Annotated in this window: 11 protein-coding genes; 3 read left to right on the plus strand and 8 right to left on the minus strand. The window is 68.7% G+C overall.

Features of this window, described 5'->3' with window-relative positions:
* The 7 genes from AC4HOU_RS05895 to AC4HOU_RS05925 form a co-directional block, all read right to left on the minus strand.
* The gene (locus AC4HOU_RS05895) at positions 1 to 1,167 is read right to left on the minus strand and encodes a glutathionylspermidine synthase family protein (protein ID WP_490724184.1); all 1,167 of its coding nucleotides are present in this window, start codon (positions 1,165 to 1,167) and stop codon (positions 1 to 3) included.
* Positions 1,167 to 1,925 (minus strand): hypothetical protein, encoded by a 759-nt coding sequence (locus AC4HOU_RS05900; protein ID WP_490724185.1) that lies wholly within the window; start codon positions 1,923 to 1,925, stop codon positions 1,167 to 1,169. The genes AC4HOU_RS05895 and AC4HOU_RS05900 overlap by 1 nt, the downstream gene beginning before the upstream one ends.
* 27 nt (positions 1,926 to 1,952) lie before the next feature.
* On the minus strand, positions 1,953 to 2,237 hold the full coding sequence (locus tag AC4HOU_RS05905) for an acylphosphatase (protein ID WP_490724186.1): 285 nt from the start codon (positions 2,235 to 2,237) through the stop codon (positions 1,953 to 1,955).
* A complete protein-coding gene (locus AC4HOU_RS05910) occupies positions 2,237 to 2,737 on the minus strand; it encodes an OsmC family protein (RefSeq protein ID WP_490724187.1) in 501 nt (166 codons plus the stop codon). The genes AC4HOU_RS05905 and AC4HOU_RS05910 overlap by 1 nt, the downstream gene beginning before the upstream one ends.
* Before the next feature lie 64 nt (positions 2,738 to 2,801).
* On the minus strand, positions 2,802 to 3,509 hold the full coding sequence (locus tag AC4HOU_RS05915) for a response regulator (RefSeq protein WP_163811627.1): 708 nt from the start codon (positions 3,507 to 3,509) through the stop codon (positions 2,802 to 2,804).
* A 64-nt stretch (positions 3,510 to 3,573) separates the two neighbouring features.
* Complete coding sequence (locus tag AC4HOU_RS05920; RefSeq protein WP_195007018.1) at positions 3,574 to 6,189, minus strand: sensor histidine kinase; 2,616 nt, start codon at positions 6,187 to 6,189, stop codon at positions 3,574 to 3,576.
* Positions 6,186 to 6,341, minus strand: coding sequence for a hypothetical protein (locus tag AC4HOU_RS05925; RefSeq protein ID WP_194991478.1), 156 nt, complete (start codon positions 6,339 to 6,341; stop codon positions 6,186 to 6,188). The genes AC4HOU_RS05920 and AC4HOU_RS05925 overlap by 4 nt, the downstream gene beginning before the upstream one ends.
* A 460-nt stretch (positions 6,342 to 6,801) precedes the next feature.
* Here AC4HOU_RS05925 and kdpA point away from each other — a divergent pair, with 460 nt between their 5' ends.
* Genes kdpA through AC4HOU_RS05940 form a run of 3 tightly spaced genes read left to right on the plus strand, consistent with a single transcriptional unit; the run spans position 6,802 to position 11,505 of the window.
* The gene (gene kdpA, locus AC4HOU_RS05930) at positions 6,802 to 8,472 is read left to right on the plus strand and encodes a potassium-transporting ATPase subunit KdpA (protein WP_163811620.1); all 1,671 of its coding nucleotides are present in this window, start codon (positions 6,802 to 6,804) and stop codon (positions 8,470 to 8,472) included.
* Positions 8,472 to 10,619, plus strand: coding sequence for a potassium-transporting ATPase subunit KdpB (gene kdpB, locus AC4HOU_RS05935; RefSeq protein ID WP_490724188.1), 2,148 nt, complete (start codon positions 8,472 to 8,474; stop codon positions 10,617 to 10,619). Before kdpA ends, kdpB begins: the two co-directional genes overlap by 1 nt.
* Before the next feature lie 16 nt (positions 10,620 to 10,635).
* Positions 10,636 to 11,505 (plus strand): potassium-transporting ATPase subunit C, encoded by an 870-nt coding sequence (locus AC4HOU_RS05940; RefSeq protein ID WP_490724256.1) that lies wholly within the window; start codon positions 10,636 to 10,638, stop codon positions 11,503 to 11,505.
* A gap of 90 nt (positions 11,506 to 11,595) precedes the next feature.
* Here the strand turns inward: AC4HOU_RS05940 and AC4HOU_RS05945 are convergent, their stop codons facing one another.
* Complete coding sequence (locus AC4HOU_RS05945; protein WP_490724189.1) at positions 11,596 to 12,699, minus strand: winged helix DNA-binding domain-containing protein; 1,104 nt, start codon at positions 12,697 to 12,699, stop codon at positions 11,596 to 11,598.
* Positions 12,700 to 12,743: the final 44 nt, after the last annotated feature.

Raw genomic sequence — 12,743 nt, forward strand, 5'->3', positions numbered from 1 at the left:
CTATTCGGTGCTGATCCGATGCGGTACGAAGGCAGCGCCGTCGTCGGTGATCAGGCCCGCGGTCTCCCGGATACCCAGTCCCGCCGCTTCGTCGCCGACCACCCAGGTACCCAGCACCGGACGCATGTCATCGAAGACGGGCAGCGGATCGAGCAGTTGGTAGACGTAACCTTCCTCGCCGTACACCCCGCCGGTGGCGGTTTCCAGAGCGGCACCGACGATCGTCATATTCGCGCCCTCGCGGCCGAGCTTGGGTTTGCGGATGTATTCGGTGAGCTCATTCGGCTGATCGAGATAGGCGGGCAACAGGTTCGGGTGGCCGGGATACATCTCCCACAGCACGGCCAAAATCGCCTTGTTGCTGAGCAGGGTCTTCCACAGCGGTTCGATCCATGCGGTCTCGGGCAGCGAGTCGACCACTCGCTTACCGAATTCGTCGTCGAGCACCCATTCCCACGGATACAGCTTGAAGATCGCCTCGATCGGCGCCTCGGCCAGATCCACGAACCGGTCGAGTTCTGTGTCGTAACCGACTTCCTCGATGGGCAGTGCGATGGTGTCGAAGCCGGCCTCGGCGGCGGTTTCCTGCATGTAGGCGGTGGTGACGTTGTCCTCGCCGGTGGCGTCGGCACCGGACCAGGTGAAGTGCAGATGCGCACCGGGCAGCGCATCGCGCAGGTCCGTCCAGCGTTGCACCAGCTTTTCGTGCAGCGAATTCCATTGATCCCCACCGGGATAGCGATCGGTGAGCCAATGCCACTGCACGATCGCCGCTTCCAGCAGTGAGGTCGGGGTGTCGGCGTTGTACTCGAGCAGCTTGGCCGGGCGCCGCGCGTCGTAGCGCAGGTCGAAGCGGCCGTAGACATACGGGTCGCCACGACGCCAGGATTCGGCGATCGGCCCCCAACTCCATTCGGGCAGGCCGAAATCGCCGAAGCGCTCGGTGAGCACGACGTGTTCCACGGCGTGCAGGCACATCGAATGCAGCAGTTCGACATCGGCTTCCAGCGCGAGGATCTCGTCCATCTCGAACTCGTAGTGCACCGATTCGTCCCAGTACGGCCGCGGGTTACCGCTGGCGTCGCGGCCCGGCGCACCATAGACGAGGCCCTGGTCCTCGGTGATCTGCTGCCAGCCGGGACGCGGGGTATCGCGGACCCGCCGCATCAGGAACCTCCGCCCGATTTGCTGCCGAGGCCACCGCGCTGGATGACGGTGCCGCTCTTGGTGGTGATCTCCGCGCCCTTGGGTTTGACCGTGGTTCCGCCGGTGGGCGCTTGCCCGACGGTGTTGTTGCCGCCGTAGTAATAGCGGTACTGCATGCCGTTGTAGATGAAGATCCCGCCGACGCCGGCATGGCCTGCCGAGCTCGCCCGGCCGCAGCGATCGTCCTCGACCACGGTCTCCTTGCCGTTGTCGTCGATGACGGTGCAGTAGGCGGTGACCCGGTCCGGCGCGGCCACCGCCCGGTAGGCCAGATAACCGCCGCCGACCAGGGCCGCCACGCCGACCACAGCGGCGCCGCCGATCATCACGCGCTTGCGGGTGCGCCGAGCCGCTTCCTCGCGGGCGGCCGCGGCCTGCGCCTCGGCCTCGGCCTTCCTGCGGGCTTTGTCCCTGGCCCGGGCCTCGGCCACAGTGGGAGGGCGCGGCTGGGTCACGCCGGGTTCCTGGCGGCTGATGCTGCCGGGACGGGGAGCCGGGCCGGGCGACGGCTGCGGTCCCGACGGCTGCGGTCCCGACGGCTTCGACAGCGAAGGCCGCCCGGACTCCGGGTGGTCGGAGTACTGCTCCGGCCCCGGGCGGCCGGGTTCCGGCTGAGCAGGCGGCTGCGACGGTTCCGGCCTCCCGGACGGGCCCTGCTCGGCGTCACCGCCCGCACGCCCGTCCTCGGGTCCGCCCGCAGTATTCGGAGTGTCGCTCATCTATGCTCTCCTCCCCGCCCGGTCGATCTAGCGCTCCTCGAATCCGTTCAGATCGCCGCGCGCGGGCTCCCAGTTCTCCACCACCAGGGTGACACGGCCGGGTGTATCGCCGCCGCGAAGCAGCGCCAGCAGTCGTTCGCAGGCGGCTTTCGGACCCTCCGCGACGACGTGCACCCGCCCGTCGCGGGCATTGGTTGCGTGCCCGGTGAGGCCGAGTTCCAATGCGCGCGAACGGGTCCACCAGCGTAAGCCCACGCCCTGCACCAGGCCGTGCACCCACGCGCTGAGGCGAACCTGCGGATCGTCCGGCATCAGTCGGCGGTGTCGATATCGAACGACAGGGTGACGTTGGTGCCCGCCTTCAGGGTGCGCCCGACGGTGCACACCTTGTCGATGGCGCGCTGCACGGTGACCAGCAGCCGCTCACGAGCTTCGGGGTCGAGTTCGCTGAGGTCGAGTTCGAAGACCTCGTCGAGCTGCGGGTAGACCTCGTTCTCGCGATCGGCGGCACCCGAGACGCGGATGGTGGCGTCGTAGTTGTCGCCGAGCCGGCGCGAGAGCGGGAAGTCCGAGCTGAGCCCGGAGCAGGCGGCGAGCGCGATCTTCAGCAGCTCACCCGGGGTGAACACGCCCGGCACGTTCTCCGATCCGATCAGCACCTCGGCCCCGCGCGAGCTGCGGCCGGTGTAGCGCCGGGTGCCGGTGCGCTCGACCCACAGGGTGGTCGATCCGGGTGCGGCGTTGTTCGTGGACGCGGTGGTGCCCGCGGGTGCGGCGGTGTCGGTCACGGGTGCGGCGGTGTGTTCAGCCATGGGCACGATCCTGCCATCTCGGTTCGGGGGCGATGCACGCCTGCCAACATCGGGGCCCGCGCGCTCATTCCTGGAAGCGGTAGCCCATGCCCGCTTCGGTGAGCAGATGCTTGGGCCGCGAGGGATCGTCTTCGAGCTTGCGCCGCAGCTGAGCGAGGTAGACGCGTAGATAGTGGGTCTCGGTGGCATAGGACGGACCCCACACCTCGCGCAGCAGTTCACGCCGCCCCACCAGCTTGCCGCGATGGCGCACCAGCATCTCGAGCATGCCCCATTCGGTGGGCGTCAGATGCACGTCGGCGCCGTTCTTGGTGACCTTCTTCGCCGCGAGGTCGACGGTGAAGGAGGCGGTCACCACCACCGGATCGCCGGAGTCGCCGTCGGTGGCGCCGCGCCGCACGGCCGCGCGCAGCCGTGCCAGCAGTTCGTCCATGCCGAACGGCTTGGTGACGTAGTCGTCGGCGCCGGCGTCGAGCGCCTCGACCTTGTCGGAGGAGTCGGTGCGCGCCGACAGCACGATCACCGGCGCCGAGGTCCAGCCGCGCAGGCCGGCCAGCACATCGATGCCGTCCATATCCGGCAGCCCGAGGTCGAGGATCACCACATCCGGATGCCGGTCCGCGGCCACCCGCAGCGCGGCCGTCCCGGTGCCCGCGGTGAAGACCTCGTATCCGCGCACGGACAGGTTGATGCGCAGGGCACGCACGATCTGCGGTTCGTCGTCGACCACCAGCACCTTGGTGGCGATCGCGTCGGGCAACTTGTCGGTCATCGCGCTTCCTGGTCGAGTCGGAGGCACCGGGAGCCCCGGTGCGTGCGGACGGCGGCGGTGCTGCTCACGTCACCTCGGCGCGGTCGCTGCCCTGGGCCGGATCGTCGCCGCGCGATCGGCCCGCCGCGTCCATTGTCGCCGGGCGCGCACCGGGAGCGTCGCTGTCGCGCACCGCGTGCTGCGCCGGGGCCGCGTCCTCGCCGGCCGGCAGTTCGACGAGCATGGTCAGCCCACCACCGGGCGTCGGTTCGGCATGCACCGTGCCACCCATCGCTTCGACGAATCCACGCACCACCGACAGCCCGAGCCCGACGCCGGTGGTGTTGTCCCGGTCGCCGAGCCGCTGGAACGGTTCGAACAGCTGCTCTTCGGCGCCGGCCGGTATGCCAGGCCCGATATCGACCACGGCGATGGCGACCTTGCCGCCGTCGCGTTCGGCGGTGATCCGGATCGGTGTACCAGGGGTGGAGTGGCGCAGTGCGTTGTCGATGAGGTTGGCCAGGACCCGTTCGAGCAGGCCGCCGTCGGCGCGCACCGACAGGGCGTCCACCTCGACCTCGACCCGGTCCATCGCCGCCCGTCGCAGCCCGCGCGCACCCATGCCGACGCCGACGAGCGCGCGATGCACCACCTCGTCCAGATACACCTGCCGCAGCTGCGGCGAGACCACCCCGACCGCCAGCCGCGAGGAATCCAGCAGGTTGCCGACCAGCGCGGTGAGCTGGTCCACCGATTCCTCCACGGTCTCCAGCAGTTCCGCGGTGTCCTCGGGCGAGAACTCGACGTCATCGGAGCGCAGGCTCGACACCGCCGCCTTCGCTCCCGCCAGCGGGGTGCGCAGGTCGTGGCTGACCGCCGACAACAGCGCTCGCCGCAGCCGGTCGGCTTCCAGCAGTGCGGCCGCCGCGCCCGCTTCCTCGGCCAGCCGCGCCTGCCGCACCAGTCCGACGGCCTGATTGGCCACCGCGGTCAGCACCGGGCGGTCCCCGGCGGCCAGTGGGTGCCCGGCCAGCAACAACCGGTGCACCGTATCGCCGGCTTCGATGGTGGTGTCGGCCTGATCCGGGTGGGCGGGTGGCTCGGCGCCTACGGCGGCCAGCACCTGCTCCCCCGCCACCAGCGCCACCGCCCGCATGCCGTAGGTCTCCCTGACCTGTTCCAGCAGCTTCGGCAGATCCGCGCCGTGCAGCACCGCACCGGCGAAGACGGTCAGCAGCTCGGCCTGCCGGGAAGCCTTGCGTGCCTGCCTGCTTCGTGCGGCCGCCCGGTCCACCAGCGCGGCCATCGCCACCGCGACGATGAGCAGTACCGCGATGGTGAAAATACTGTCGGGCTCGTTGACGGTGAGGCTGTAGCGCGGTTCAGCGAAAAACCAGTTCAGCAGCACACCCGACAGCAACGCCGACATCGCGGCGGGCAACACACCGCCCAGCAGCGACACCAGCACCACCGCGACGAAGAACATCGCGCTGAGCCCACCCAATTCGAGCGCGCCGTCGAGGAACCAGGCACCGATCGCACACACCAGCACCGGCACGACCAGCGCTGCCAGCCAGGCCCAGACCGGGCGCCGCAGCATGGCCCTGGACCTGCGCAAGCCCCGGTTGGCTTCCTCATGGGTCACCATGTGGACATCGATCTTGCCGGACTGCTGCACCACCGCGGAGCCGATGCCCTCGTCGAAGATGCGCGCCCAGCGGGAACGACGTGAGGTGCCGAGCACGAGCTGGGTGGCATTGACCTCGCGGGCGAATTCCAGCAGCGCCGCGGGCACGTCCTCGCCGGTCACGGTGTGCAGCGACGCGTCGAGGCTGGCCGCGAGTTCGCGCAACCTGGCCAGCCGCGCGGTCGATACCCCGGCCAGGCCGTCACCGCGCACCACATGCACCACGACCAGATCGGCGCTGGACTTGGTCGCGATCCGGCCGGCCCGCCGCACGATGGTCTCCGATTCCGGACCGCCGGTCACCGCGACCACCACCCGCTCGCGGGCCTCCCACAGTTCGGTGATCCGGTGATCGGCCCGGTATTTGGCCAGCGCGGCGTCGACCTGATCGGCCAGCCACAGCAGTGCCAGTTCCCGCAGCGCGGTGAGGTTGCCCGGCCGGAAGTAGTTGCGCAGCGCGGCGTCGACCTTCTCGGCGGCGTAGACGTTGCCGTGCGACATCCTGCGGCGCAGCGCCTCCGGGGTGATATCGACCAGTTCGACCTGTTCGGCGCCGCGCACCACCGCGTCCGGCACGGTTTCGCGCTGCTGGATGCCGGTGATCTGCTCGACGACGTCATTGAGGCTTTCCAGATGCTGCACATTGACCGTGGAGATCACGTCGATGCCGGCATCGAGCAGTTCCTCGATGTCCTGCCAGCGTTTCTCGTTCGTGCTGCCCGGTGCGTTGGTGTGGGCGAGCTCGTCGACCAGCACCACCGCGGGCGCGCGGCGCAGCACCGCAGCGACGTCGAGTTCCTGGAATGCGGTGCCACGGTATTCGATGATCTTCGGCGGAATCCGCTCGATGCCGTCCAGCAACGCGGCGGTCTTGGCGCGGCCATGGGTTTCGACGACGGCGGCCACCACATCGCGGCCGCGTTCCAGCCGCCGGTGCGCTTCGCCGAGCATGGCGTAGGTCTTGCCGACTCCCGGCGCGGCGCCCAGGTAGATCCGCAGATGCCCGCGCTTCACTCGTCCATCATCGCGCGTGGCGCCCGCGCTGCTCGGGCGGGGCGCACACGCAGCACCCGCAGGTGGCGGCCTTCCTGTCGCAGGCTGATCATGCGAAGGATCAGCGCACAACAGAGGAAGCCGAAAACGACCGCAACGGTCACAGCCGACACGAGGACTCCTTCCACAACCTGTGCACCGGTCGCGTGCGGGATTCCGACTGGCCGGTGTCCCACTTCTACCGCGCGTTTCGGGCGCGAGCCGCGTCTTTACGGTCTCCTTACGGCCTGGCCGTCGTCTTTGACAGCTTCCTTCCGGGTGACCGGATGAGGTGGTGTCAACAGAGCGCAAAAGCCCAGCCTATCGGCGCCAAGAAGTCGTAAGGAAAGGCCTCGAGGACCCTGGTGGGCGCTTGACTCGATCTCCGGCGCGCTTCACCAACGAAGCGCAAAGGAGGTCTGCAACTGATGTCTGTGGTGGTGTACGCCGTGCTGACGATCGCGCTCTTCGCGATTCTCGGCCTGATCCAGCGAGGGGTGGAGCGGCTGTGATCGCCAATCTCGTCGGCCTGGTGCTCGCTGTCGCGGTGGCCGGGTTCATGGTGGCCGCGCTGCTGTTCCCGGAGAGGTTCTAGTGAATACCACTACCGCGGGGATCGTGTTCGTCGTGTCCCTGATCGTCGCGCTGGCGCTGGTGCACGTGCCGCTCGGCGATTACATGTATCGCGTCTACAACGGCACCAGGCATTCGCGCTTCGAGCGCGGGGTGTATCGCCTGATCGGGGTGCAGCCGGAGGTCGAGCAGACCTGGCCGGTGTACGCGCGCAGCGTGCTCGCGTTCTCCGCGGTCGGTGTGCTGCTGCTGTTCGGATTCCAGCTGGTCCAGGGCGTGCTGCCATGGCATCTGAACGATCCGGGCACCGAGATGACCCCGGCGCTGGCCTGGAACACCGCGGTCAGCTTCGTCACCAATACCAACTGGCAGAACTACTCCGGTGAATCGACGCAGGGCCATCTGGTGCAGATGGCGGGTCTTGCGGTGCAGAACTTCGTCTCCGCGGCCGTCGGTATGGCGGTAGCGGTGGCGCTGGTGCGCGGATTCGCCCGCAGGCACACCGGTGATCTGGGCAATTTCTGGGTCGATCTGGTGCGCGGCACGCTGCGCATCCTGCTGCCGATCGCGTTCGTCTCGGCGATCGTGCTGATCGCCGGCGGCGCGATCCAGAATTTCCACGTGCACGATCAGCTCGCGCAGACGATCGCGGGCGGCGAGCAGACCATTCCCGGCGGTCCGGTGGCCGGCCAGGAGGTCATCAAGGAACTCGGCACCAACGGCGGCGGATTCTACAACGCCAATTCCTCGCATCCGTTCGAGAATCCGGCCACCTGGACCAACTGGCTGGAGATCTTCCTCATCCTGGTGATCAGCTTCTCGCTGCCGCGCACCTTCGGGCGCATGGTCGGCAGCCGCAAGCAGGGTTATGCGATCGTGGCGGTGATGGGCACGATCGCGCTCGCGAGCGTGACGCTGACCAATCTGTTCCAGCTCCAGCACCACGGCACCGTTCCGACGGCGATCGGGGCGTCGATGGAGGGTGTGGAACAGCGCTTCGGCGTAGCGAATTCGGCCACCTTCGCGGCGTCGACCACATTGACCTCGACCGGTGCGGTGAACTCCTTCCACGATTCCTACACCAGCCTCGGCGGCCTGATGACCATGTTCAACATGCAGCTCGGCGAGGTCGCGCCGGGCGGAGTGGGCGCAGGCCTGTACGGCATGCTCATCCTTGCGGTGATCACGGTGTTCGTGGCCGGGCTGATGGTCGGGCGCACACCGGAATACCTCGGCAAGAAGATCACGCCGCGCGAAATCAAGCTGGCCGCAGCGTATTTCCTGGTGAGTCCGCTGATCGTGCTGGTGGGCACGGCGCTCGCGATGGCGATGCCGGGACAACGCGCGAGCATGCTCAACGCGGGGCCGCACGGATTCTCGGAAGTGCTCTACGCGTTCACCTCCGCCGCCAACAACAACGGCTCGGCCTTCGCCGGCCTCACCGGCAACACCGAGTGGTACAACACCGCACTCGGTCTCGCCATGCTGTTCGGCCGGTTCCTGCCGATCATTCTCGTGCTCGCGCTCGCCGGTGCACTGGCCCGCCAGGGCAGCACGCCCGCCTCGATCGGCACGCTGCCGACCCACCGTCCGCAATTCGTCGGAATGGTCGCCGGGGTGACGCTGATCCTGGTCGCGCTCACCTTCCTGCCCGCCCTCGCGCTCGGGCCGCTCGCCGAAGGAATCCACTGATGACCACCTCTGTCACCGAAACCCCCGGCCCCGCTCCGGCCCCGACCGCGAAACGCGCGGTGCCGCGCGGTGTGCTCGACCCGGGGCTGCTGCTGTCCTCGCTGCCCGAAGCACTGCGCAAACTCGATCCACGGACGCTGTGGCGCAATCCGGTCATGCTGATCGTCGAGGTGGGCGCGGTCTGGTCGACCGTGCTCGCGCTCGCGGACCCGAGTTTCTTCGGCTGGGCCATCGTGGCGTGGTTGTGGCTGACCGTGCTGTTCGCCAATCTCGCCGAAGCCGTCGCCGAAGGGCGCGGCAAGGCGCAGGCCGATACGCTGCGCAAGGCCAAAACCGATACCGTCGCCCGCCGGTTGCCGGGCTGGACGCCCGGTGGCCGGGTGACCGAGGAGCGGGTCGCCGCACCGCAGCTGCGCCGCGGCGATTACGTGGTGGTCGAGGCGGGTGAGGTGATTCCCGGCGACGGCGACGTGGTCGAAGGCATCGCCTCGGTGGACGAATCGGCCATCACCGGCGAATCCGCGCCCGTCATCCGGGAATCCGGCGGCGACCGTTCGGCGGTCACCGGCGGCACCACGGTGCTGTCGGATCGCATTGTCGTCGAGATCACCCAGGAACCGGGCGCGAGCTTCATCGACAAGATGATCGCGCTGGTCGAGGGCGCGAGCAGGCAGAAGACGCCGAACGAGATCGCGCTGAACATCCTGCTCGCCGCGTTGACGATCATCTTCGTGTTCGCGGTGGCGACCTGGCAGCCGATGGCGATCTTCGCCAAGTCGAACAATCCGGGCGTTCCCGACAGCGCGGCGCTGGACGCGCACGGGATCACCGGGATCGTGCTGGTGTCGCTGCTGGTCTGCCTGATTCCCACCACCATCGGTGCACTGCTGTCGGCCATCGGGATCGCGGGCATGGACCGGCTGGTACAGCGCAATGTGCTGGCCATGTCCGGACGCGCGGTGGAGGCGGCAGGCGATGTGAACACACTGCTGCTGGACAAGACCGGCACCATCACCCTCGGTAATCGGCAGGCCGCGGATTTCGTCGCGATGCCAGGCGTCTCCGCCGACGCGCTCGCCGATGCCGCGCAGCTGTCCAGCCTCGCCGACGAGACGCCGGAGGGCCGCTCGATCGTCGTGTTCGCCAAGCAGGCCTACGGTAAACGCGAACGCACGCCCGGTGAGCTGACCGGGGCGAGCTGGGTGGAGTTCACCGCGCAGACCCGCATGTCGGGCGTGGATCTCGCCGACGGGCGCAGCCTGCGCAAGGGTGCGGCGTCGGCGGTGACCGAATGGGTTCGGGGCCATGGTGGTTCGGTTCCCGACGAGGTCGGCGCGATCGTCGACGGTATTTCCGCCTCCGGTGGCACACCGCTGGTGGTGGGCGAGCTCGCCGGCGGCCAGGCCCGCCTGCTCGGCGTGATCCATCTCAAGGACGTGGTCAAGCACGGCATGCGGGAACGTTTCGACGAGATGCGCCGGATGGGCATCCGCACGGTGATGATCACCGGCGACAATCCACTCACCGCCAAGGCCATCGCCGACGAGGCAGGCGTGGACGATTTCCTCGCCGAGGCCACCCCGGAGGACAAGCTGGCGCTGATCAAGAAGGAGCAGGACGGCGGCAGGCTCGTCGCTATGACCGGCGACGGCACCAACGACGCACCGGCGCTGGCGCAGGCCGACGTGGGAGTCGCCATGAATACCGGCACCTCGGCCGCCAAGGAAGCCGGCAATATGGTCGATCTGGATTCGGATCCGACCAAACTGATCGAGATCGTGGAGATCGGCAAGCAGCTGCTCATCACCCGCGGTGCGCTGACGACCTTCTCCATCTCCAACGACATCGCCAAGTACTTCGCGATCATTCCGGCGCTGTTCGTCTCGCTGTTCCCCGGCTTGGACGCGCTCAACATCATGCGGCTGGCGAGTCCGCAGTCGGCGATCCTGTCGGCGGTCATCTTCAACGCCCTGGTGATCGTCGCGTTGATTCCACTGGCGTTGCGCGGGGTGAAGTACCGGCCGAGCAATGCTTCCGCGCTGTTGAGCCGCAACCTGCTGGTCTATGGCCTCGGCGGCATCATCGCGCCGTTCGCCGGCATCAAACTCATCGACCTCGTGGTCCACCTCTTCCCCGGGATGTCCTGATATGTCTGTGTTCTCGATGCGGAAAGCCACCTGGATCCGCCAGCATCTGGCCGCGGTGCGGGCGCTGCTCGTACTGACCGCCATCACCGGGATCGCCTATCCGCTCGCCGTGTTCGCGGCGGGCCAGCTGCCCGGATTGAACGGCAAGGCCGACGGTTCGCTGCTGTACGCGGACGGAAAACTGGTCGGCTCCAGCCTGATCGGCCAATCGTTCACCGACGCCGACGGCAACGCGCTGCCGCAGTACTTCCAGTCCCGCCCGTCCGCCGCGGGCGACGGCTACGACCCCATGTCCAGCTCCGCGAGCAACCTCGGCCCCGAGGACGTCGTGGACACCGCCGACCGCACCAGCCTGCTCACCACCGTGTGCGCCCGCAGCAAGGAGATCGCCGACCGTGAGGGGGTCGACGGTTCCCGCCCGTTCTGCACGAAAGACGGGGTGGGCGCGGTGCTGTCGGTGATCGGGCCGCGGGATGGCACCGGCGAGGTGAGCGCGCCGGTCCGGGTGGTCAGCGTCAACGCACTGTGCCCTGCCGAGCCGTTCGTCAGCAGTTACCTGGGTGTCCCGGTCGAATGTGCCGAACCAGGTGCCGACTACGCCATCGGCCGCATCGTCCCCATCCGCGGTGACGCACCCGATACCCCCGCCGTCCCCGCCGACGCGGTCACCGCGAGCGGCAGCGGCCTCGACCCGCACATCTCCCCCGCCTACGCCGAGATCCAGATCGCCCGGATCGCCGGCGCCCGGCATATCACCGAGGCCCAGGTACGCGCCCTGGTCGACGCCAACACCGACGGCCGAACCCTCGGCTACCTCGGCGAACCACGGGTCGACGTCGTGGAACTCAATCTCGACCTGGACCGCACCTACCCGTTCCCGAGCTGACCGGCAGACGCTCGGGGGCCGTCCACCCCCGAGCGGTTCCGCCGCCCGCCCGTCCGGGTCGTCCGGGCGGGCGGTGCTCGCTCGCCGCACTCACGAGCCGTTCAGCTCCGACCGGTCGATGACGATCTCGCCGGTTCCTCCCGGCAGGATGAACGCGATCAGCGCGGCGGCTTCGTCGAGCACTGACTGCTCGGTGGCGGCGGTGAACGGATGCCACGGCACGATCCGGATCGTGGCACCGTCCAGCAGCCATCGTCCGTGCACGAAACCGTCGACCAGGTAGGCCGGGATCCCGGCGGATGCTTCCTTGGCGGTGCGGCGGCGGTCCGCTTCGGCGATCACGCGCCGCCGGTCCTTGTGTCCGAGCAGCGCGTTGTCGAACGCGGGCAGGAAGCGGACCGGGGCGGGGAGGTCGCCGGCGGCAATGGGGGCATCCGGGACGTCGAAGAGCTCGCGGCCCTCCTCGTCCCGCAAGACCCGCAACCGCGGACGCAGGCGGGCGATCACCGCGGCGAGCCGGGTGGTGCCGGACCACGCCTGGATATCGGCGACCGTCGCAGGACCGAAGGCGGCAAGGTAGCGCAGCACGAGGGTGTCGAGGTCGGCCTCGGCGAGCGGTGCGCCGATCCATTCGTCGGCAAGACCGACGGTGACGTAGCGATTGCGCCAGCGGCCCCACGCCCCCGTCTCCGCGCTGTGTGCCAGCGGAACCAGCACCTCGACGGTGTCGGCGAGGCGGCGGGTGTGCCGGTCGGGGAAGTGTTCGGCGAGCAGCGCGCCGAGTTCACCGCGCGCGAGCATGCGCCCGGTGAGCAGGCGTCTGCCGTGCGCGGCCAGGGCGGTGAGGTCGATCCCCTCGATCTCGTCGCGGTAGTAGGCCGCTTTCAGCAACGACTCGACCCACGGCTGCATCGTGGGGCGCAGCCAGCGGTAGTCCTCGGCGGTGGCCAGGTGCATGGTGCGCCGGATCATGGTGGAACGCACCACTTCCTGGTCCCGCAGCAGCCCTTCGAGATCGGCGTGCCGGAATCCGTCGACCCGCGCCCACAGCCCCACATAGGGCCAGTTCGGTTCCTGCCCCTGCACCGCCACCAGATGCCGGATCACCTCGAGCGGCGCGTCGTCGACGCGTTCGGCCAGCCGCTGCCGCACCAGCAACGTCCGGTTCAACTCACGTAACGACAACTCCCGCATGGTCGACGATTATGGCCGTCCCCACCGACAGGTCCGGCCATCGA

The sequence above is a fragment of the Nocardia sp. JCM 38205 genome, assembly GCF_058222935.1.